28 protein-coding genes are annotated in these 22816 nt (G+C 32.1%); 13 read left to right on the top strand and 15 right to left on the bottom strand.

Annotated elements, in window-relative coordinates; translation table 11 throughout:
* Positions 1-26: 26 nt before the first annotated feature.
* The 4 genes from BM253_RS07075 to BM253_RS07060 all read left to right on the top strand — a co-directional run bounded on the left by BM253_RS07075 (position 27) and on the right by BM253_RS07060 (position 3410).
* Positions 27-1106 carry a hypothetical protein gene (locus BM253_RS07075; protein ID WP_091521397.1) on the top strand — a complete coding sequence of 360 codons (1080 nt, stop codon included), beginning with the start codon at positions 27-29 and terminating at the stop codon, positions 1104-1106.
* Positions 1097-1954, top strand: a complete 858-nt coding sequence (locus BM253_RS07070; RefSeq protein ID WP_091521393.1) for a tetratricopeptide repeat protein — start codon at positions 1097-1099, stop codon at positions 1952-1954. The genes BM253_RS07075 and BM253_RS07070 overlap by 10 nt, the downstream gene beginning before the upstream one ends.
* Before the next feature lie 71 nt (positions 1955-2025).
* A complete protein-coding gene (locus tag BM253_RS07065; RefSeq protein ID WP_091521390.1) occupies positions 2026-2505 on the top strand; it encodes a lipocalin family protein in 480 nt (159 codons plus the stop codon).
* 446 nt (positions 2506-2951) lie between these two features.
* Positions 2952-3410 (top strand): lipocalin family protein, encoded by a 459-nt coding sequence (locus tag BM253_RS07060; protein WP_091521388.1) that lies wholly within the window; start codon positions 2952-2954, stop codon positions 3408-3410.
* Positions 3411-3432: 22 nt separating this feature from the next.
* Here the strand turns inward: BM253_RS07060 and BM253_RS07055 are convergent, their stop codons facing one another.
* The 11 genes from BM253_RS07055 to BM253_RS07005 form a co-directional block, all read right to left on the bottom strand.
* Complete coding sequence (locus BM253_RS07055) at positions 3433-4476, bottom strand: endonuclease/exonuclease/phosphatase family protein (RefSeq protein ID WP_091521385.1); 1044 nt, start codon at positions 4474-4476, stop codon at positions 3433-3435.
* 4 nt (positions 4477-4480) lie between these two features.
* Complete coding sequence (locus BM253_RS07050; protein WP_091521383.1) at positions 4481-5275, bottom strand: rhomboid family intramembrane serine protease; 795 nt, start codon at positions 5273-5275, stop codon at positions 4481-4483.
* A 6-nt stretch (positions 5276-5281) separates the two neighbouring features.
* Positions 5282-6037 (bottom strand): rhomboid family intramembrane serine protease, encoded by a 756-nt coding sequence (locus tag BM253_RS07045; RefSeq protein ID WP_091521379.1) that lies wholly within the window; start codon positions 6035-6037, stop codon positions 5282-5284.
* Positions 6037-7968 (bottom strand): DNA mismatch repair endonuclease MutL, encoded by a 1932-nt coding sequence (mutL, locus tag BM253_RS07040; protein ID WP_091521376.1) that lies wholly within the window; start codon positions 7966-7968, stop codon positions 6037-6039. Before mutL ends, BM253_RS07045 begins: the two co-directional genes overlap by 1 nt.
* 129 nt (positions 7969-8097) lie before the next feature.
* Positions 8098-8697: a hypothetical protein gene (locus tag BM253_RS07035; protein ID WP_091521373.1), complete on the bottom strand. Its 600-nt coding sequence runs from the start codon at positions 8695-8697 to the stop codon at positions 8098-8100.
* A 2-nt stretch (positions 8698-8699) separates the two neighbouring features.
* Complete coding sequence (locus BM253_RS07030) at positions 8700-9041, bottom strand: hypothetical protein (RefSeq protein WP_091521370.1); 342 nt, start codon at positions 9039-9041, stop codon at positions 8700-8702.
* Entirely contained in the window at positions 8977-9291 is a 315-nt protein-coding gene (locus BM253_RS07025; protein WP_091521368.1) for a hypothetical protein, read from the bottom strand. Before BM253_RS07025 ends, BM253_RS07030 begins: the two co-directional genes overlap by 65 nt.
* Positions 9292-9412: 121 nt before the next feature.
* Positions 9413-9817, bottom strand: coding sequence for a hypothetical protein (locus BM253_RS07020; RefSeq protein ID WP_091521364.1), 405 nt, complete (start codon positions 9815-9817; stop codon positions 9413-9415).
* 57 nt (positions 9818-9874) lie between these two features.
* Entirely contained in the window at positions 9875-10207 is a 333-nt protein-coding gene (locus BM253_RS07015; protein ID WP_091521361.1) for a hypothetical protein, read from the bottom strand.
* Between the two features lie 171 nt (positions 10208-10378).
* Entirely contained in the window at positions 10379-10861 is a 483-nt protein-coding gene (gene ribH, locus BM253_RS07010) for a 6,7-dimethyl-8-ribityllumazine synthase (protein WP_091521357.1), read from the bottom strand.
* Positions 10862-10863: 2 nt separating this feature from the next.
* Entirely contained in the window at positions 10864-11637 is a 774-nt protein-coding gene (locus BM253_RS07005) for a tetratricopeptide repeat protein (protein ID WP_091521354.1), read from the bottom strand.
* 116 nt (positions 11638-11753) lie between these two features.
* On the opposite strand from BM253_RS07005, the gene recF reads away from it, so the two are divergent.
* The 7 genes from recF (at position 11754) to BM253_RS06970 (ending at position 17318) form a co-directional block, all read left to right on the top strand.
* Positions 11754-12839, top strand: a complete 1086-nt coding sequence (gene recF / locus BM253_RS07000) for a DNA replication/repair protein RecF (protein WP_091521522.1) — start codon at positions 11754-11756, stop codon at positions 12837-12839.
* A gap of 40 nt (positions 12840-12879) precedes the next feature.
* On the top strand, positions 12880-13893 hold the full coding sequence (gene murB, locus BM253_RS06995) for a UDP-N-acetylmuramate dehydrogenase (RefSeq protein ID WP_091521351.1): 1014 nt from the start codon (positions 12880-12882) through the stop codon (positions 13891-13893).
* Positions 13894-13952: 59 nt separating this feature from the next.
* Complete coding sequence (locus BM253_RS06990; protein WP_091521347.1) at positions 13953-15047, top strand: glycosyltransferase; 1095 nt, start codon at positions 13953-13955, stop codon at positions 15045-15047.
* 1 nt (position 15048) lies between these two features.
* A complete protein-coding gene (locus BM253_RS06985; RefSeq protein WP_245758465.1) occupies positions 15049-15624 on the top strand; it encodes an RNA polymerase sigma factor in 576 nt (191 codons plus the stop codon).
* A gap of 57 nt (positions 15625-15681) precedes the next feature.
* Positions 15682-16230, top strand: coding sequence for a dihydrofolate reductase family protein (locus tag BM253_RS06980; RefSeq protein ID WP_091521344.1), 549 nt, complete (start codon positions 15682-15684; stop codon positions 16228-16230).
* Positions 16231-16232: 2 nt separating this feature from the next.
* Complete coding sequence (locus BM253_RS06975; RefSeq protein ID WP_091521341.1) at positions 16233-16808, top strand: Crp/Fnr family transcriptional regulator; 576 nt, start codon at positions 16233-16235, stop codon at positions 16806-16808.
* Between the two features lie 63 nt (positions 16809-16871).
* Positions 16872-17318 carry a carboxymuconolactone decarboxylase family protein gene (locus BM253_RS06970; protein ID WP_091521338.1) on the top strand — a complete coding sequence of 149 codons (447 nt, stop codon included), beginning with the start codon at positions 16872-16874 and terminating at the stop codon, positions 17316-17318.
* Between the two features lie 122 nt (positions 17319-17440).
* On the opposite strand, the gene hisS is transcribed toward BM253_RS06970, so the two are convergent.
* Both hisS and prmC read right to left on the bottom strand, forming a co-directional pair.
* Positions 17441-18814: a histidine--tRNA ligase gene (hisS, locus tag BM253_RS06965; RefSeq protein ID WP_091521334.1), complete on the bottom strand. Its 1374-nt coding sequence runs from the start codon at positions 18812-18814 to the stop codon at positions 17441-17443.
* Positions 18815-18880: 66 nt separating this feature from the next.
* Positions 18881-19735 (bottom strand): peptide chain release factor N(5)-glutamine methyltransferase, encoded by an 855-nt coding sequence (prmC, locus tag BM253_RS06960; protein ID WP_091521332.1) that lies wholly within the window; start codon positions 19733-19735, stop codon positions 18881-18883.
* 28 nt (positions 19736-19763) lie between these two features.
* On the opposite strand from prmC, the gene ribD reads away from it, so the two are divergent.
* Together ribD and BM253_RS06950 are read left to right on the top strand one after the other, a co-directional pair.
* Positions 19764-20813, top strand: a complete 1050-nt coding sequence (gene ribD / locus BM253_RS06955) for a bifunctional diaminohydroxyphosphoribosylaminopyrimidine deaminase/5-amino-6-(5-phosphoribosylamino)uracil reductase RibD (protein WP_091521329.1) — start codon at positions 19764-19766, stop codon at positions 20811-20813.
* Positions 20806-21414, top strand: a complete 609-nt coding sequence (locus tag BM253_RS06950) for an IMPACT family protein (RefSeq protein WP_091521326.1) — start codon at positions 20806-20808, stop codon at positions 21412-21414. The genes ribD and BM253_RS06950 overlap by 8 nt, the downstream gene beginning before the upstream one ends.
* A 109-nt stretch (positions 21415-21523) precedes the next feature.
* Here BM253_RS06950 and BM253_RS06945 read toward each other — a convergent pair whose 3' ends face one another.
* Together BM253_RS06945 and BM253_RS06940 are read right to left on the bottom strand one after the other, a co-directional pair.
* The gene (locus tag BM253_RS06945; RefSeq protein WP_143095603.1) at positions 21524-22228 is read right to left on the bottom strand and encodes a hypothetical protein; all 705 of its coding nucleotides are present in this window, start codon (positions 22226-22228) and stop codon (positions 21524-21526) included.
* 72 nt (positions 22229-22300) lie between these two features.
* Positions 22301-22699: an acyl-CoA thioesterase gene (locus BM253_RS06940; protein ID WP_091521321.1), complete on the bottom strand. Its 399-nt coding sequence runs from the start codon at positions 22697-22699 to the stop codon at positions 22301-22303.
* Positions 22700-22816 lie beyond the last annotated feature (117 nt).

Raw genomic sequence — 22816 nt, 5'->3', positions numbered from 1 at the left:
TTCGTTAAAACACTTATTCGATTAAAATGATAAAAACTCTCATACTATTTGTTTCTCTTATTTCGGCTACTTTTTGCCAGGCACAAACCAAAACCGAAAATGATTTGTATGTTGCGGGTTATCGAAATGAAGATTTCAATACACCATACTTAGGATTTATAAAAAAGAAAAACGATTCACTCTATTTTTTGTCAAATGATGAAAGTCGATACAGTGCATTGCCATCACATAATTTTGAAAAGGATACATTGGGTATAAAAACAAAATTGATTGTAACTGATAACAAAATAGCACTTTACTATACTTCAGATGAATACAATCAAGATTATCATTATTTTAAAGTAGAAAATGCTGAATTTACCATTGATCAAGTAAGAGAAATTAAAGGCAAAAGATATACAGCTGAATTAGATAAGGTAGCAATGATTCCTAATCGTGATTTAAAAATACAGCGCGAAATTTATTTTTTAGATTCATCAAATGTAGAAATTACATATACTTATAGTTTAAACAATAAAATTCTTTATACCGAAAGAGAAAACTCAAATCTTGAAGTATTTGCTTCGGATAATAAAGTCTTTTTTAGTTTTTATGATGGGGAATTAAGCCTTAACAATCGTTTGTATCAGTTAACAAATCTTCAAAAAGACAAATTCTCTTTTGTTCATTATGCCGAAACAAAGAAGATTGTTGATGTTTACACATTAAATTCTAATAAAAATCCAGAAAACAATACATCAAGTTTTAAAGTGTGTTGGGATCATCGCCCGTATGAATATTATAACTATGAACCTGACATTAAATATATACATGGCAACAATGCTCTATTAGAACGATTAATTAAAGATGCTCCTACAACAAAAGGAAACGGATTTATAACCATACATTTTGCCATAAACTGCGAAGGAAAAGTGGGAAGATTTGGTTTAGAACAAATGGATACCGAATATAAGTCCGCATCGTACAATCCAGAATTAATCAAGTATTTAATACAGGAAATAAGCAAAATCACCGAATGGAATCTTCCTGAAAAAATTCAAACAGATACACATCGTTTTTTTATGTTTAAAGTTACTAATGGAAAAATAACCGAAGTATGGCCTTAAAGAAATTCGTTTTATACAATATTTTAATTTTTATAGGATTTTGCCATTCTTCGTATTCGCAAGAATCGAATCCGTTTGAACATCTTTCAAAAGAAGATCGTATTAAGCTGGCTGATAAATACCATGATTTATCGCAAACGGTTTATCAAACTTCCCAGATGCATCGAATCTATAAAGACAGTGCTTTGCTGGCGGTTCCTGATCATGTGGAATATATGGAGCGAGCATCGTATTCTTACAAAAAAGCTGGCGAGCACATAAAGGCTATGGAAATGCTTAACAAAGCCGTAGCAATAGATACGGCTAATGGTAAAACACGAGCCTTAGAATATAAAGCATGGAGTATGTTGTACTATTACCGCGATTACGAAAGCACCATTAAAGATGTTGATAAAGTTATAGAAATTAGTAAAATTCCGTATAAAGGCTGCCATGGTGAATCGTGTTTGCTTTTAAAGGCACAGGCTTACTATCAACTTGGAGAGTATAAAAAAGCAATTGAAACTTTTGATTACTTATTTACTATTCTTAAAGAGCAAGGTGTGAATCCAAAAGATGATTTTCTAGCTAATTTCTATTTGGCGCGCAGTTATTTTAAATTGAACGATTTAGACAAATCGCTTTTTTATTTACAAGAACAATTAAGTATGCCCTATAGTGTAAAAGCCGAATTGAACTTTTATGCCGGACAGATTTATGTTTTGAAAAATGATAACAAAAAAGCAAAACAACATTTTTTAAAGGCTAAAGAATTATATCTACAAGACGATAAAATGATAGAACCTTATATTGAACGTTTCGATGAAATTTTTATGAATGATATTGATTTAGAAATCAGTAAATTATAGTATAAATAATGAATTACTTTTTTTATTTATTTATAAAACTATCTTTGCTGAAAATTTAATAATATTTACTTATGAAAAAATTAGTAGCTCTTTCTGCTTTACTTTCTTTAACTTTAGTTAGTTGTATTGTTGATGATAGACCAGCTGGAGATCAATCTGGCTCTCAAGATAAAACCGAAACACTTTTATTAGGTAAGTGGAATATGGTTAAAAGAGAAAATTATCAAAATGGTAATTTAGTTTTGGAAGAAGATTTAAAACCATTTAGTTGTGATTATCATTATTACGATCTTAAAACTGATGGAATTAAAGATGATGTTTATCACGACCTACAGAACTGTTCTCTAATCATCTATTCTGGAACATGGTCATACAATCCTATAAGCAAACAAATTACATTGTATGATAATAACACTGAAGACGGCACAACTATTGCAGAAGTTAAATCTTTAACCAAAACTGATTCAAAGTTAAAAATTATTTCTTACCTCGGCAAACCAACTCCAAATGGGACAGAAGTTTACTTATATTTAGAAAAACAAACTAAATAAAAAAGTTATTTAGTTTAAAAAAATTAAATTTCGTTATATATCTAGGTACAACTAAAATACAAATAATGAAAAGAAATTACTTTTAAGTGCTTTTACTTAACTAGAATTTCTGAGGATGAATAACTTTAAGACTTTCCGAATAAAATGGTGAAAAGATTCCTGAAAACTTCGATATATTAATTAATTTTAATTTACTGCTCATCATTTAAATGCTTTTGCTAATCTGTCTAAAATTCGTTTTTCGATTCACTTTTACCAATCTTATTAATATTCGGATTAATATTCACAGTAACTAATAAAATGAATGAAGCTTATATTAAACAATTTGATGAAATTTTTATGAATGATATTGATTTAGAAATCAGTAAATTATAGTATAATCGATGAAATATTTTTTTTATTCATTTATAAAACTATCTTTGCTGAAAATTTAATAATATTTACTTATGAAAAAATTAGTATTTTTCTCAGCATTATTGTCTTTATCGTTAGTTAGTTGTGGTGATGACGACAAACCACAAGATCAAACTCCAATTGTTCAAGACCCTTTAGTTGGAAAATGGAATTTGGTTAAAGGAGAATTTTATCAAAATGGTAATTTAGTTTTGGAACAAGACTTAAAACCAGGTGATTGCAATTATGATTTTTATGAATTGAAAACTGGTGGAGTAAAAGACGAAGTTTATCATGATGAAGAAGCTGATTGCGCACAAGATAATTATATTGGAACGTGGGCTTATAATGCAGCTTCAAAACAAGTTACTTTAGTTGATGAAGAAGATGGTTACACTATGGTTGTAGAAGTAGTTTCTGTAACTGCAAGCGATTTAAAAATAAAATTAATTAGTGAAGATGGAGATCCATTACCTGAAGGTATAGAAGTATTCACTTACTTAAAAAAATAATTCAATAAAAAAGGATAGCATTTTAGTTATCCTTTTTTTTATCTTTCATATTTAATCGTGCCATAATGGGGAAATGATCAGAATTTTTAAAATCTTTATAAGTTTTAAATTCTTTTACATCAAACACCTCATCAACCAAAATATAATCAATGCGGGCAGGGTAATATTTGTAGTTATAGGTTTTTCCGAAACCTTTGCCGGCTTCAACAAACGCATCGTTCATATCGCCAATAATGTTTTTATAAACGTACGAAAACGCCGTATTGTTCATATCGCCACAGATAATTTTATGTCCTTTAAAATCTTCCATGTGTGCCTGAATCAATTCCGACTGTAATTGCTGAACTTTAAACGCCTCGCTTAATCGGTTAAAAATACGTTTCGATTTACTTTCATCGATCTCATTAATATCCGGACTAATATTTACCGACTGTAAATGAATACTGTAAACGCGAATGGTATCCTTATTTTTAACGATATCGGCATAGACAACATTGTTATCGGAATTTGGCAAAGCGATTTCTCCTTCATCAATAATTCTAAATTTAGAAAAAATAGCCTGACCAGTTTTGATTTTTTTTCCGTGCATAATAATGTGTCGGAACTTATAATCGTCTAACTCATAATCTGCCGATTTGGAATATTCCTGAAAACAGATGATATCCGGATTCTGTTCTTCAATAAAACGCTTGATGTTTTCTGCAACATTTTCGTTTGGCATCCAATTAAATAAATTGAATAATCGAACATTATAACTTAAAACAGTAAAGTCTGATTCTACTACCTCTTCGTTTTTCGATGTAAACTTGTAGAATTTTGTAAAAAACGTGTATCCGATCAAAAAAACAATGATCGATAAAAAAACCTGTCTTTTAAGTTGAATTGCCCAATACACTACAAACACCAGATTTAGCATTAAAAGTGTAGGCAAAATTAAGGTAAGAACCGACAAAAACGGAAACAGTTTAGGCGCCATAGAAGGCAATAAATAGCCCAACAATGTTAGCACAACCAACATTATGTTTAAAATATAGGCTATTTTATTAAACCATTTTAACTGTTTCATAAGTTTATTTCTGCTTAAACAAAAACTCTTTTTCTTCTTTTGTTAAACTGTCGTATCCCGATTTGCTAATTTTGTCTAAGATAACATCTATTTGTTTTTGAACGCTATTATCTGCCGAATTATTTTTGGGTTGATTGATTTTATTATGAACCGTTCGCAAATTGGTTTTTACTTTTGTTTTTTTAAGGTTGCTCACAGAAAATCCGCCTAACCATTTGCCGTAACAAAAACCAAAGATGCTTCCGCCTAAATGAGCTAAATTACCATTTGAATTACTTGTAAAAAACTGATAAATAATTAGCAGAATTAATATTAATGCAATGTAATAAATTGGCAAATTTTGAAAAATAATAACATTAACACGCATATTAGGTCTGTAAGCAAATACGGTAAAAAAAACAGCCATTACAGCACCCGAAGCACCACCTACATAGCTATTAATATCAAATATATTAGATAGAACAAAATAAAAAACACCGGCAAATATCCCTCCTAGAAAAAAAGCTTTTAGAAATTGTTTTTCATTAAAAAAAGTAAAAAATAACTGACTAAAAAAATACAGCATCAGCATATTAAACACTAAATGCATAATATCGCCATGCAAAAAACTGTATGTTACAAACTGCCAAATACGAAAATTAAATATTTTAAAGTCGCTAAACAATGCCAATTGTTCGATAATTGTTGTGTAAAAGCCTGTATCAACAAACTTCATAAGCATAACAAAAAGGCTTATTACGCTTAAAAGAATAATAAGTTTAATTTCTATGGACAGGTTTTTAATATCGAACTTTTGCATAATATGTTATTTATCCCAACGGAATTGATCGAACTGTTTTTTCTTCCAAAACCACATCAACAAGAAACCGACAAGCGCTCCGCCAATGTGTGCAAAATGACCTACGCCATCACCACCTTTCCCAAAAATAGCAGCGCCGTAAAATCCTAAAATTAGATCTAAAACCAGAATTCCCGGTACAAAGTATTTTGCTTTAATAGGCATTGGTATAAAAAGTAAAGCCAAACCTGCATTTGGAAACATAAAGGCAAACGCTACCAATAAACCGTAAATAGCTCCTGAAGCTCCTAAAGAAACTCCTGCATAAGACCTCATAAATGAATAAAATTTACTATCAGATAAATATTCTTTCCATCTTTGATCGAACATACCCTTATCAAGTAATTCATAAATTTCTAAATTCTTAAACCCATTCAAATTCAAAATATTCATAGCGTCATGAACAAAATAATATTTAAAAATAGAATCTAACAAGCAAGCACCCAGCCCACACAAAATATAGAACAATATAAACTTCTTGCCTCCCCAAATTTGTTCTAACACCGATCCAAATGAATACAATGCAAACATATTAAACAAAATATGTGTAAAATCAATGTGAATAAACATACGGGTAATAGGCTGCCAAAATTGAAAACCTGGGTTTTCAAAATAATACATTGGTAAGTAGTCTTTTAAAATTGGCATAAAAAAATTAGCCGCAACAAATATTATTACGTTAACAATTAATATTTGTTTTACTACTGGAGTAATCTGATTCATTACATAAATTTTTTATCAATATCTTCTACCTTCATGGTGATAAAAGTAGTTTTGCCAAAGGGCGATGTTTGCGGATCGTCGCATCCAAACAAACTGTTTACAATATTTTCCTGTTCTTTATCGCTTAAGTATGTGCCGGTTTTTACCGCCAAACTCTGTGCCAGCGATTTTGCAATTCTGTCGTGCAGAATATCAACGTCTGCAGGAGCATCGTCTTGCATATCGTTTAAAAGATCTTCTAAAACAATAGAAACCTCGCTTTCAGTAATCGACACCGGAATACCTAAAATTACAATTTTTTCATTAGAAATTTCATCGAATAAAAATCCCATCTGAACCAATTCATTCTGTAAATTTTTAAGCAGCTCCATTTCGTAAACACTGTAATACAAAGACAAAGGAAATAATAACTGCTGGCTTGCATTTTGCTTTACCGTGAACGAACGCATGTAATGTTCGTACAAAATTCGCTGATGTGCCCTGCGCTGATCGATTATAATCATGCCCGATTTTATTGGACTAATGATGTATTTTTTTTGAAACTGATACGATTGCTGATGATTGGTTGGTTGCGAAGAATCATCATCGAACAAAGATCCAGTGATTACTTCTTCATCAAACTGATGATTTGCCGATGTTAGAATGATTTCTTTTGCATCTGAAATACCTTCGTACAACGTTTCCCAACCGCCCGATTTGTGTTTACGATCTTGAAATGATGCATTGCTTTGAAATGAACTTACCGATGTTTTTGGTTTGATGCTTTCGAACGGATTAAAACCAGAACCCATTTGTCCTGCCAAACTGCTCCCCGATTTCATGCTTTCAAACGGATTGAAAAACGCATCAACTTCAACTGTGGGTTCGGTAGATTTGGTGCCTTCATAACTATAAGGAACTTCTAAATCCCCATCTTTCTGAAAATCCAACACCGGCGAAACATTAAACTGACCCAAACTATGCTTGATTGTTGCGCGTAAAATGGCGTACAACGCCTGTTCATCGTCAAACTTAATTTCGGTTTTTGTCGGGTGGATATTTATATCGATACTATTAGGTGGCAATGTTAAATACAAAAAATAACTTGGATGTGTGCCGTCTTTCAACAATCCTTCAAAAGCAGCGGTTACAGCGTGATGCAAATAGCCACTTTTTATAAATCGATCATTCACAAAAAAGAACTGTTCTCCCCTGCTTTTTTTAGCAAATTCGGGCTTTGCAACAAAACCATGAACCTCAACAATCTCAGTTGTTTCTTGAACGGGCACTAATTTTTCATTGGTTTTTCCGCCGAAAACATTTACAATACGCTGACGAAAATTAGATGCCGGCAAATTAAACATTTCACTGCCGTTGTTTATAAACGTAAACTGAATATTGTTATGTGCCAAAGCCACACGCTCAAACTCATCAATCACATGACGTAGTTCTACTTGATCTGACTTCAAAAAATTTCGTCGGGCAGGGATATTAAAAAACAGATTTTTAACCGAAAATGATGTTCCGCTTGGAGCCACAACAATTTCTTGTGATGTAATTTTACTGCCTTCAATAATTACCTGCGTACCTAATTCGGCAGTATGTTCTTTAGATTTTAGTTCTACATGCGCAATGGCGGCGATTGATGCCAATGCTTCGCCACGAAAACCTTTTGTCTGTAATTGAAATAAATCTTCGGCAATAGAAATTTTTGATGTTGCGTGACGTTCAAAACACATACGCGCATCAATTTCGTTCATTCCTTTACCGTCATCAATTACCTGAATAAGTGTTTTACCAGCGTCTTTAATTACCAGTTTAATAGCAGTTGCACCTGCATCTACGGCATTTTCGAGCAATTCTTTAACTACCGATGCGGGTCTTTGTACCACTTCGCCGGCGGCAATTTGGTTGGCAACGTGATCGGGCAATAAACGTATAACGCTTGACATGTATTGTTGTACTTTTTTTAATGATTTACAAAAATACAATTTTATACGGGAATTTACTTGCCAATGCCCTTTGCAGAAAGTTAAAGAAAACAAAAAAGCCCTGAAAAATTTCAGAGCTTTTGTATTAGATTAAAAAACAATATTTACATCCTCATAAATTTGTTCCCATTTATCATTTTTGAGAGCAAAAATAAAAAAAGAATATCCGTATAAATGACCATTACCATAAGCATTAACCATTAAATACGCTTTTTGCTTACTTTCTGAATAAATGATGTTAGACACTTGGAAATAAAAGCTATCATCTAAAGGTATTTCATTTAGCAGTTTTACCTTATTACTATTTATAACGACCTTTTGAGGTTTTGCTTTTAAAGCGTCATTATATAAATAATCTTGTTCATGAAACGTAAATAGTTCACTGTTTTTTTTAGCATTAAGAATACGAGTTTCAGAATGGTAATCTCCTTTACTTAAAATCTTTAAACTATCTATTAAGTCTTTTGAATAATAAATATTATGCTCATACTTAAATGTTTTTGAATGCAAAAGAAAATTTATGTTCAAAACCTCATAATAAATCATTTTTTCTTTTATACCCTCATCCATCCAATCAAAAAATTTAAAGTTTTCTTTGTTCTCAAATACAGATTTATAAATTTCACTCTCTTGAGAAAATCCCAAAACGGTTAAAAATAGAAAAATGATTGTTATTAGTTTTTTCCTCACGATTATAAGATAATGTCTTTCTCAATATATATTTGATCCCAACCTTTAGAGTCTTTTTTGAAAATAAGAAATGTTTTTCCAAAATAGTCTAAATCTTGAAATACACCTACATATAAAAATGCATATTGACCATCTGAAGAGTATATTATACTACTTATGGTGAAATAAATCCCTGTTTCAGGAAATGTTCTAATAATAGAAACATTATCATTAAATTTTAAAAATCTTTTTTCTCCGTTATTAATTGCTTGCTGATACAGGTATTCTTGTTCCTTATCATTAAATAGTTTTTTTAAATCTCTTTTTTTTAAATAAATAAGTGTGGTTATAAGGATGCCTATCATAATGCTTAATACTATCTATAATTTTAGTATCATTAATGTTGATATCTCTTATTTTAAAATAGTTTGTATTCCAACAATGTGTTTTATCATAAATCTTAAAAGTTATCAATTTATCTAAATTTGTTTCATCTAAAAAATTTAAATAATCAAAGTTATTTTTATCTTTAAATACCAATTTATAAATTTCACTCTCTTGAGAAAATCCCAAAGCACTAAAAAACAAGAAAGTAACTATTATTATTTTTTTCATCACAATTTTTAATTTAATGGTAACTCCCAAAAAAGATTTCTAATGCATCTTGAAACTATATTATGATTATTGTTGATGCGTTATATATTTATTAGAAACAACGTTTCAATTAGAATTTAGCTTACTTTACTTTTTGATGCCAAAAACTTTCATCATGTTCTTCCATTCTAAAACGGTAATCAACTCTTCGTTTATAATAATAATCACCTACTTTTTCTATTACGTAAAACTCAATCTTATTATTTTCAAAAAAATCATTTGCTATGATTGCCGATAACTTTTTACGATTTGTGATAGGATATTTTAGTTGTTTTAATTTTTCAACTTTTTCTGCTGTTCCATAACCAAAATCAATGTGTTTGTCATCTACACAAATTAGATAAGACTTAAATACAACATCCTTTTCATGTTTGTCTTTATAATTATCAAAAAGTATATAAATTTTATCTCCTTTTTTAGATTGAGAAAATGAAATGTTAGAAAAAACACAAAAACAAATTAATATGTATAATATACTTATCTTCATAATTAAGGTAAATTAATAGGTGCGTTATTATACCAAGAATTATAAGTATTTATGATATTATTTTTTTCTGTAATAATTGTATTGTTTAGGCATATCTTCATAAAATAAAATATTATTATTTCTAAATAATCCTATCATTCCTTCAAAGCTACTTTCAATCTCTTGAGTTGGTAGTTCGTGTAACAATCTTAATGTATCAAATCTGACAGAACAACTTTTCTCAAAAAAGACCCATTTACCCTTATTTTTCTTGGTTGTTTTGTTTTTGGTGTATATCTGTTCAAATGTTCCATCTGAATTAATAGTAAGATAATTTTTTACTCCGTTTTCATAACGGTTTTCATACACTCCAACAATATCTAAAGAATTGTTGCAATGGTCTCTGTTCATACAAGAACACATAAAAGAAGAAAATCCTAAAACAGCGAAAAATATTAAAAAGATTGTTATCAATTTTTTCATGGTAATTCAATAACTATAATTTCACTAATATAATTATTTTTTAAAAATCAATAAAAAACTTACACAAAAAAAGCCCTGAAAAATTTCAGAGCTTTTGTATTATTTATTTAATGCGATCATTTTTAATGCGGCAACCGCAGCTTCGGTTCCTTTATTTCCGTGGATTCCTCCACTTCTATCGATCGATTGTTGTTCGTTGTTATCGGTCAGAACACAAAAAATGGTTGGTACATCGTAGATTAAGTTTAAATCTTTAATGCCTTGTGTAACACCTTCGCAAACAAAATCAAAATGTTTGGTTTCGCCTTGTATCACGCAACCAATGGCAATAACAGCATCAAACTGTTCTAACTGGTGCATTTTTTTGCTTGCAAAAATCAATTCAAAACTTCCAGGAACATTCCAACGTACAATATTTTCAGGTTTCGCTCCACAATCAATCAATACATCGTAAGCGCCTTGAAACAAACCGTTGGTAACTTTATCGTTCCATTCCGAAACAACCAAACCAATCTTCAAATCTTTTGCATCAATTAAATCGGCTTTGTTGTATTCTGATAAATTTTTATTAGCTGTAGCCATAATTATTGAGCCATTCCTAAATAAACATCAATATTTGCAGCTTCTACAGAACCTTTGTAATTGTCTTTAATATTGGTAAACAATTTCAACGCTTCGTCTTTTTTACCTAATTCTAACGCCATTAAGCCGGCTTTGTAAGCGTAACGCGGCGTTGTAAAATCGTTTGTTGTATGTTCTGATGCTTTTTTGTAAAAATCAAAAGCTTCTTGTTGTTGGTTTAATTCTGCAAATGCATCGCCAATTGCCCCTAACGACATTGCTTTTAAGAACAAATCTTTAGAGTTAAACTGCTCTAAATGCTTAATTGCTTCTTTAAATTTACCCATATTAAGGTACGATGTTCCTGCGTAGTAATGCGCCAAATTAGCTGCATTTGTTCCGCTGTACTCTTCGGTAATTCCTAAAAAGCCCATTTTACCTTCGCCTCCATTCAAAGCTAAATTGTATAAAGAATCGGTTGCTTGTCCGTTAATAGCCTGATCGTAATATTGCTGTGCCTGGAACATTTCGTTTGCTGCTTCGTCTTCTTTTGGCTCTAAAATAAAATTAGTATAACCCAAATAACCAACTGCTACAACTGCCAATGCGCCAATTGCATAAAATACTTTTGACTGGTTTAATGTAAACCAATTGCCTATTTTATTTGCAGACGAATCTAAAGAATTAAATACTTCAGCTGTATCACTTTTATCGTTTAATACCGCCTGGTGTACGTTTTCTTCTTTTTCAACCTCTGGTTTTTCTGGTTTATAACCTCTTTTATTATATGTTGCCATAACGATGTAATAATTTTAATCTGGGCAAAAATAGGATTTTTATCTAAATTTAAAAGTCTATTTGTTAGATATTTTTCAGAAATTTGCTTTTTAATTCAATTAATAAAACTGCTTTTGTGAATTTAGAGCAAATACATATCCTTAATTTTAAAAATATTCCCGAAAAAACACTTCATTTTACTAAAAAAATCAACTGTTTTGTAGGAAAAAACGGTCAGGGAAAAACCAACCTGCTCGATGCTATTTATTATCTGGCATTTGGCAAAAGTTATTTTAATCCGGTGGCTTTGCAGAATATTAAGCACAACGAAGATTTTTTTGTGGTTGAAGGTACTTTTAACAAAACCGACAAGCGCGAACAAATTGTGTGCAGTTTAAAAAAAGGACAAAAAAAGGTTTTAAAACGCAACGGAAAAATTTACGATAAGTTTGCCGATCATGTAGGTTTGATTCCTTTGGTTATGATTTCGCCGAGCGATCAGGATTTGATTTCGGAAGGAAGCGAAACCCGCAGAAAGTTCATAGATTTGGTTATTTCGCAACAAAACAGTCAGTATTTGCAGCAGTTGATTCAATATCAGAAAGTATTGATGCAACGCAACGCTTTATTGAAATATTTTGCTTTAAACCGAGTTTTCGAAACGGATACTTTAACGATTTATAACGAACAACTGCATCATTTAGGAACGGAAATTCATAAGAAACGAAGTGAATTTATTGAAGAATTTAATCCGATTTTTCAAAAATACCACCAACAAATTACAGGTAATAGTGAATCGGTTGAAATTAAGTATGAAAGTCAGCTGCATGAAAAACCTTTATCGGATCTTTTTACTGATTTTTTACAGAAAGACCGCGTGCTGCAATATACATCGGTAGGGATTCATAAAGATGATTTACTGTTTGAAATCAACGGACATTCCATTAAAAAATACGGATCGCAAGGTCAGCAAAAATCATTATTGATTGCTTTAAAATTGGCACAATTCGATTTTATTAAAAAGCAAAGCGGCGTACTACCCATTTTATTGTTCGATGATATTTTTGACAAGCTGGATGCCGATCGCGTGCAGCAGATAATCGAAATGGTTAACAACGCCACTTTTGGTCAGCTGTTTATTACCGATACACATGAAGATCGAACGGAACTTATTGTAAAATCGACCAATTTAGATTACGAAATTTTTAAAATATCTAACTAAACAAAAAGGGTTTTTCGTTTATTTGTACAAATTTTCAGCTATGCAGTTCAATCAGTCTTTAAAAAATTACAATACGTTTGGCATCAGTGTAAATGCAGCCGCTTTTGTTGATATTACATCGGTAGATCAGTTAAAACAAGTCATTCAGCAAAATAACAATAAATTGCCTTTGTTTATTTTAAGCGGCGGAAGCAATATGCTACTTACAAAAAAAGATGTTGACGCGCTGGTTTTACATTTAAATACCAAAGGAATTGAAGTTGTAAACGAAGACCATGATTTTGTGTGGATACAAGCACAAGCGGGCGAAATTTGGCACGACTTTGTTTTTAACACAGTTGATAGAAATTTAGGCGGATTAGAAAATTTATCATTAATTCCCGGAAAAGTAGGCTCTTCTCCTATTCAGAATATTGGTGCGTATGGCGTAGAAATTAAAGATACTTTTCACAGCTTAACTGCTTTAAATTTGGAAACTTTGCAAATTGAAACTTTTGCAAATACCGATTGTGAATTTGGTTACCGCGAAAGTGTTTTTAAAAACAAGCTAAAAGACAAATACATTATAACATCGGTTACTTTTAAACTAAAAAAAGCACCACATATTCTGCATACATCGTACGGAGCCATTCAACAGGAATTGGATATTATGAATATTTCAAACCCAACGATTAAAGATGTAAGCAATGCGGTAATCGCAATTCGTCAGTCTAAATTACCAGATCCAAAAGAAATTGGTAACAGCGGAAGTTTCTTTAAAAATCCGGTGATCGATAAAAAATTGTATCAATCATTATTAGAAAAAAATCCGGATATTCCACATTATCCTGTGAACGATACTCAAGTTAAAGTTCCGGCGGGCTGGTTAATTGAACAAGCTGGTTTAAAAGGCTACCGCAAAGGCGATGCCGGCGTACATACAAAACAGGCATTGGTATTGGTTAATTATGGCAACGCAACTGGCGAAGAACTAATTAATCTGGCTAAATATGTGCAAGCAACTGTTTTGCAGAAATTCGGAATTGAAATTAGCCCCGAAGTGAATATTATTTAATTTTTAAACTTGTAGTTCGTTAACATTTAAAGTATTTTTGCAGCTATTAAAAGCACCCTATGGCATTAACACTACTTTATATTTTAGCAGGATTATTTATTGTTTTACTGGTATATTATTTGGGCATTTTTGCAGGATCGATATTTAGCAAACCGCACGAAACCAACGCCAAACGCATACCGATTTCGGTTATTGTGTATGCTAAAAACAACAGTGCCGAATTGCGTAATTTATTGCCTGTTTTATTAAATCAGAATTACCATCAGTTTGAACTGGTTCTAGTAAACAATGCTTCTACTGACGATACGCTGCACTTAATTAAAGAATATGCTTTGATGTATCCGAACATTAGAATTGTTGATGTAGTGAACAACGAAACTTTTTGGGGAAATAAAAAATACGCTATTACCTTGGCAATTAAAGCCAGCAAATACGAATATCTGGTTTGTATTGATGCCGATAAAAAAATCCAATCAAACAACTGGCTGGTTCAGTTAACATCTCACTTTACCTTAAACAAAACAATTATTTTAGGATCGTTTTTTTACCGCAAACAAAAAGGGTTCTTCAATAAATACTTGCGCTTTTTCCATACAATACAGCAAATACAATCAGTTGCGTGGACAAAAATCAGTCAGCCTTACAGTTTAAATCTGCAGCAAATCGCCTTTAAAAAAGAAGATTTTTACAACGTAAACGGTTTTATCAACCACATGCAGAAGCCTTTATTCATGAACGAATATCTGGTGAACGATGCATCAACATCAAAAAACACCACTATTTGCGAACATCCCGATGCAATGATTGAAGCCGAAACTTTAAACCGTAACGATTTCAAGACATTTAAAAATCAGCAAATCAAACTATTATCAAACCTTAAAGGGTCTGCAGCATTTAAAATTAAACTTTTTAATTTACTGCAATTTTTATTTATCGCAACTGCCATTGCATCGTTCATAACCCTTGAATATTGGTACGTCACGCTTGCAATTGTACTTTTACGTTACCTTATTGTCTGGATATTATTTGCAAAAGCAGCTAAAAAATTCCGTTACAACGATCTTGCTTTTTACTTTCCTTTGTTCGATTTGTTTTATATCTTTATGCAGATTCAACTATTTTTAGGAAATCTTTTCAAAAAATCAACAACGTAACGTGGCACAAAAACCGATAAATGAAATCGCAGTATTAATAGAAAATGCAAAAACAGGAAGTCAGACTGCTTTTACTGCCCTGTTGGATATTTATTGGACAGAAGTGTATCATTTTATCTTGAAAAGAACCGAAAATGAAACCGACGCCGAAGATATTACCATTGAAACTTTTGCCAAAGCGTTTGATAAACTTTCACAATACAAAACCGAATTTGCGTTTAATACGTGGCTGATTGCCATTGCAAAAAATGTTCATATTGATTTAATTAGAAAGCGAAAAAGCAATGATATGGTTAATTTAAACGAAAATGAAGAATATTTGTTTGATACCCTTGCAGATGAAGACACCTTGGAAGACCAATTGATTTACGAACAAAATCTGGCGACTTTAAAACTTTGCATTAAACAGTTAAAACCTCATTATCAGCAAATTATTCAGTTGCGCTATTTTCAGGAGCGAAGTTATAACGAAATTGCCGAAATAATCAACGAGCCTTTAAACAATGTAAAAATTAAGATTTTGCGTGCCAAAAAACTGTTGACTGAATTGATTAAAAAGCAAAACGAACAGCTTTAAAAACGACATTTTTTGAACTTTTATTGAATTATTTTTGAACGATTAAATCAAACAAAAATGAGAAAAGTAATTTTAGATTTAGCGGTTAGTTTAGACGGTTTTATTGAAGGATCAAACGGAGAAATAGATTGGTGTATCATGGATGATGATATGAATTTTGATGGATTTCTATCTAATATCGATACCATTTTTTATGGCAGAGTAAGTTATGATTCATGGGGAAATTATCAACCTGATAACAATGCCGATGCTTCTGAAAAAGCATTTTGGCAAAACATTCATTCAAAAAAGAAATATGTTTTTTCGAGTGAAATCAGAAATGATGAAAATGCCACTTTTATAAATTCTGACATTGCCGATAAAGTTGCCGACATTAAAAATCAATCGGGAAAAGATATTTGGCTTTACGGCGGTGCAAGTCTAATTCAAACTTTTATTCAGCTAAATTTAATCGATGTTTATAGAATTTCGGTTCATCCCATAGCTTTAGGAACAGGAAAACCGTTATTTGAAAATCTTACCAGCCGCCTGAATTTAGAACTCACACAAACCAACACATTTAAATCGGGCGTTGTACAATTGATCTACGAACCTTTAAAAGATTAAAAATGGTCGAACTATTCAAAGCACATTTAGATAAATTTGTTTCGATAACCGATGCTGAATTCTCGGAAATTATTTCATTTTTTGAAGTAAGATCGGTTCGTAAAAAGGAAAATCTTTTGGAAGAAGGACAAATCTGTAAAGAACATTTTTTTGTTCTGAAAGGTATTTTACGCAAATTCTACATGAACGAAAAAGGATCTGAACAAACTACCGAATTTGCTATTGAAAACTGGTGGATGACAGATAATATGGCATATGAACATCAGCTACAAACCGAATTTTATATTCAGGCAGTTGAAAAAACAGAACTTTTAGTCATCACCCAAAAAAATCAGGAATTGCTTTTAAGTCAATTTCCGCAGTTAGAACGTTATTTTCGATTTGTTTACCAACGTGCGTATGCTGCCGCACAAATGCGTATTAAATATATTTTCTCTTTTGCTAAAGACGAATTTTATTTTCAGCTTTTAAAGAAACATCCCGAATTTGTTCAGCGTGTTCCTCAATATCTTATCGCATCTTTTTTGGGTTTTACACCTGAATATTTAAGTGAAATTCGCAAAAAAAATCTTTCTTAAACCAGTTTAAGTTTTTACATGTAACTGTTTCTCAACTTTGTATCAGATAAAAATTAAGAAATCATGACAAAACGTATTAACATCAACAAAGTAGCACCACAGGCTTATAAAGCAATGATAGGATTAGAAATGTATCTTGCTAACGTAGAAATTTCAAAATCATTAAAAGAACTGATTAAAATTCGCGCATCGCAAATAAACAATTGTGCTTATTGTATTGATATGCACACCAAAGATGCATTGAAAAATGGGGAAACCAACCAACGTATTTTTCTGTTGAGTGCATGGAAAGAAGCAAAATCTTTTTATACCGAAGAAGAACAAGCCGTTTTAGTAATGACCGAAGAAATTACCATGATTAGCCAAAACGGATTAAGCGAAGAAGCTTACGAAAATGCTTCAAAATTCTTTAGCGAAACTCAAATTGCAGAAATCATCATGGCAATTGTAACCATTAACGCATGGAACCGAATTGCAGTGAGCACGCATTTGCAGGTTGGGGAATTTTAATTTTTTTGATTAAGTGTATGATTAAGGATGAGATCCCGAATCAAGTTCGGGATGATTCTTAACTCTCAACAACACAATCTCATAATATTTTACAAAAACTCCGATCAGCTGATCGGAGTTTTTTATTTCATTAATATTTGTTGTAATTCTTGTAAAGTAACGTTTTGTTGTTCGCCTGAATTTAAGTTTTTCAAACCAAAAATATTTTGCTGCATTTCGGTTTCGCCAACAATCACGGCGTATTTAATTCCTTTTTTCTCGGCAAACTGAAATTGTTTTGCCATTTTAGCTTTATCGGGATACAATTCTGCATTCACTCCGGCTTCACGCAAATCGCGAATAACTTTTAAGCAGTATTTAGCTTCGTTATCGCCAAAATTCAGGAACAAAACATCGGTAACATTTGAAACGGTTTCAGGAAAAACATTTAATTCTTCGATAACCAGATAAATTCTGTCTAAACCAAACGAAATACCAACTCCACTCATATTTTTCAAGCCAAAAATTCCTGTTAAATCATCGTAACGACCACCGCCACCGATTGATCCCAACTTAACGGTTTCTGGTGCTGTAACTTCAAAAATGGCTCCGGTATAATAATTTAAACCACGTGCTAACGTAACATCTAAATTCAATGTTGCTGATTTCAAACCTAATTCTTCCACGGTTTCGCAGATAAATGTCAGCTCGTCAACTCCTTTAGTCCCTTCAACCGATGATGCTAATAATTCGCGTAGCTGATTCAGTTTTTCGGTTAACGATCCATTAAAATTAAATAACGGTTGTATTTTAACCAAAGCTTCTTCTGAAATTCCTTTAGCCACCATTTCGGTTTTAACACCATCTTCGCCAATTTTATCTAACTTATCTAAAGCAACAGTAAAATCAATTAGTTTATCGCTTGCACCAATAACTTCGGCAATTCCCGACAATATTTTTCGATTGTTGATTTTAATGGTAACTCCTTCTATCTTTAAATCGCTGAATACAGCATCATACAACTGCACCAATTCTATTTCCTGCCATAAAGATGTTGATCCAACAACATCGGCATCGCATTGATAAAATTCGCGGAAACGACCTTTTTGCGGACGATCTGCACGCCAAACCGGCTGAATTTGGTATCGTTTAAAAGGAAACTCCAATTCGTTTTGGTGCTGCACCACAAAACGAGCAAACGGAACGGTTAAATCGTAACGCAATGCTTTTTCAGATATTTGAGAAGTAATTTTTAAACTATTTTTAGTTTGCAGAAATTCCTCATTGGTTTTCGCTAAAAAATCGCCCGAATTTAAAATCTTAAAAATTAAACGGTCGCCTTCTTCCCCGTATTTTCCCATTAAGGTTTCAGAATTTTCAAACGAAGGTGTTTCAATTGGTTGAAAACCGCTGCGTTCAAAATGCTTTTTTATAACAGACATGATGTATTGACGCTTTGCTACTTCGATCGGAGAAAAATCTCTTGTTCCTTTTGGAATACTTGGTTTTTGTGCCATTTTAATTTTTATTTATGCAAATATAGTAGTTATAGACTGAAAGTTGTAAAGTTGAAAGTCGAAAGTTTACTTGATTGGGAAGTCTGCCTTCATCATTCGATCATTAGCAATAAAATCTTTTTTAAGTTCGATTGATTTGAAATATTTCGAAACCATTTCTTTCATTTCATTCCCCAAATATTGATTGATTTCAAAAAAAAGCATTCCGTTTTCATTCAAACTTTTATGTGCTAATTGCGTAATTTTTCGGTAAAAAATCAACGGATCGTTATCATCTACAAACAATGCCAAATGCGGTTCGTGCTGCAATACATTTTCGTTTATTTCTGCTTTTTCCAAATTTCGAACGTATGGCGGATTGGATATAATGATATCATAAGCATCTAAACCTTCTGTTTGTAAAATATCCTGCTGAATAAAAGTAACCTCAGCTTGCAAATTCACTGCATTTTGTTTTGCAATTTTTAATGCTTCAACCGAAACATCGATCGCCGAAACAATTGCTAACGGAAATTCTTTTTTAATGGTTATAGGAATACAGCCCGTTCCTGTGCCAATGTCCAAAACTTGCCATTTTTTTTGCGGCTGCTTTTTCATTTCGGTTAAAATCCAATCTACCAATTCTTCAGTTTCTGGTCGTGGAATTAATGTTGCAGGCGAAACCTTAAAATCGTATCCAAAAAAATTAGCCTGTTGCGTAATATATTGAATGGGTTCATTATCTTGTAAACGATTGAAAACTTCGTCTATTTTTTGCTGATTTTCAATCAAAATCGATTCATTTCCATTCAAAACAACGTCGGCTTTACTGTATTTCAATGCAAATTCCATTGCCATGTTGAACAAATTCAATCGCTCTGTTTCATCATAAAAAGCAGGAAGTTGGTCTAGAAATCGTTTTTTATAATCGTTTACCGTCATCTTTTTTTAATTTTGTAAAAAATTCGCCATGCACACACACGAACAATTTATGTACCGCGCTTTGTTTATTGCACAGAAAGGTTTGCCCGCTGCCATGCCAAATCCGTCGGTTGGTGCGGTAATTGTTCACAAAGATACAATTATTGGCGAAGGTTCAACGAGTGCTTTTGGTGGATCGCATGCCGAAGTGAACGCAATAAATTCGGTTAAAAATAAAGAACTTTTAAAAGAAAGCACCATTTATGTTACGCTGGAACCTTGCAGCCATTACGGAAAAACGCCGCCTTGTGCCGATTTAATCGTAAAAATGCAGATTCCGAATGTAGTGATTGGTTGTGTGGATCCTTATGCGGAAGTTGCTGGAAAAGGCATCGATAAATTGAAAAATGCAGGTGTAAATGTTATTGTTGGAATTTTAGAGAAGGAATGTATCGACAGTAACAAACGATTTTTTACATTTATTCAGAAAAAAAGACCTTATATTATTTTAAAATGGGCAGAATCGGCAGATGGATTTATTGCTCCGATGGAAAAGAACGAACAAAAACCCGTTTGGATTTCGAACAATTATTCCCGACAATTGACGCACAAATGGCGCAGTGAAGAAATGGGCATTTTGGTTGGAACAAAAACCGTTTTAGATGATAATCCTTCACTTACAACTCGAGATTTTGTTGGAAAGAATCCGGTTAGAATTTATATTGATGCGAATCATAAAATTGATGCATCGTTTGCAATTACAAATGCTGAAAGTAAAACCATTTGTTTGTGTGCGGAATTTCCTTTAAATCCGATCGATCAAATCATTTATAAAAAGATTGATTTTGATAATTTACCTGCCGAAGTGAATAGAATTTGTGTGGAAGAAAATATTCAATCGATAATTATTGAAGGTGGATCGCAAACCTTACAGCAGTTCATTGATGCTAATTTTTGGAACGAAGCCAGAGTTTTTAAAAGCGATGTAATTTTGAAAGAAGGCATAAAATCTGTTGAATTAAAAAATGCTGTGCAGATTTCTACACAAAAAATTCAGAACAACATTTTAACCTACTACAAAAACCCAAATAATGACTGATACTTACAAAACAATAGAAAAACCAAGCGACGAAGTGTTGTTTAAAGAAAAAAACAGCAAGTTTTTCGGCTATGCTTTTCCGGTTCAGTCAGAAAATGAGGTCAAAGAAATTTTAGATCAACTTAAAAAGCAACATTATACGGCACGGCATTGGTGTTACGCTTATCAAATTGGTACAAAAACAAAAATTTATCGTGCCAATGACGATGGCGAACCCAACAACAGTGCAGGAATGCCCATTTACGGACAAATACAATCTTTCGATGTTACAAACGTTTTGGTAGTCGTAGTTCGATATTTTGGTGGTGTAAAGTTAGGCGTTGGGGGTTTGGTTACAGCTTATAAAACCGGAGCGCAAATGGCTTTGGAAACGGCTGAGATTGTTGAAAAAACAATAAACACACACTTTTTTATTCGGTTTGATTATAAAAACATGAATAAAGTAATGCGCGTTATTAAAGAAAAAAACCTGAATGTTGTAAATCAGGTTTTAGAATTGGATTGTTTGATTGAGATATCATGCAGATTGACTCAAAAAGAGGAAATCTTTAATGCGTTCAATCATATTTTTGAAGTTTCTATTACAGAAAAAGAGGATTAATTTTTCCATTTACCAAAGATGCACGAATTCATCTAGTTATATCAACAACAAAAATTTTAATCTTATAAATTGTGTAATTTGTCATCTGTGAATCTGTGGCAATTCAATTTTAATCGTATTTAAAATTCAAAAGCTGTTCTTCAACCAACATTCTAAATCCATCTGAATCTATTTTAGTACCATCGTTAATAAAATCCATCATGCGTAAAGCGAAATACGGAGCTTTTGCTTTTGGCAACTTATAGTTTTCATAAAGAAAATCAGCAGAATAAACCTTTAAAAATCGCTCCATAACCTGTATTTCACGTTCTACCGAAAGTGCTTTTTTATTTGTTTTTGCCCTACCAGTAAGTTTATTTACAAAACCATCAAGTTTAATATTTCCTGTTGCAGAATAATTATCCTTGTAGGTAATCTGATTGTCTTTCTTAACGGCACGCTCTGTTTTGGTTAAATTGGGCGAAGTTCCCAAACCCAATTTACTGTTCATGTTGGTATATTCAATTTCCAATTCGTCTAAAACAGTAGAATCGGTTAAAAGCACGTTTAAACTTTTTCTATCAATTACCTTTTGCGAAACATCAATCGTTTCTACAATTGTTCCGTTTACATAAAACGTTAATTTATCGTTTACATTTAAAGGAATGGTTTTATAAACATTTTGTCCCAGTTCCATAACCGGATCATTATTATGTTTTATTGCAATTTGCACTTCTTGGGTTGGGTTGTACACTCGTGCTTTTAAAACAACAGGTGTTTGTGCCATTAAAAATCCCGAACAAAACAAAAATAACATTAAAATAAACTTTTTCATAGTTGTAATTTTTTTGTAGAATTTACGATTTTTTGTTTGTTCGTAAAAAAGTTTTTTTGCTTTTAACAATATTTACACGTTTATTAATTTTTCAAGGTAATCGGGTACCGAAATTGGTCGTTTTGTTTTCACATCAACAAATACCAAAACTGTTTGCGCAGTTGTTAATAACTCGCCCTTTTGGTTGATAATTTCATAGGTAAATTCAATCTTTACGCCACCTAAAAAAGCCAGTTTGGTTATTACAGTTAGTTCATCATCGTAGTACGCAGGTTTCTTGTAGTTCATGTTTAAAGAAACCACCGGAAGCATTACTCCGCTATCTTCAAGCTCTTTATACGAAACCCCTTTGTTTCTAAGCCATTCCACACGTCCCATCTCAAAATATTGGGCATAATTTCCATGGTAAACCACCCGCATTTGGTCGGTCTCTGCGTATCGCACACGTATGCTAATTTTGTGTTCCTGCATAAAAAAATAGTTTCAAAAATTTTATAATTCGAATAAAAAATTACTTACAATATTATTTCTAAAAATCAAATAGTAAAATCATTTTTTTTGATGATTTTTATTCACATATTTGTAAAT

It is taken from the genome of Paenimyroides ummariense (assembly GCF_900115115.1).
Classification (GTDB): Bacteria; Bacteroidota; Bacteroidia; order Flavobacteriales; family Flavobacteriaceae; genus Flavobacterium; species Flavobacterium ummariense.
Note: the sequence above shows the minus strand (reverse complement) of the source record. Positions and strands in the feature narration are given on the sequence as shown.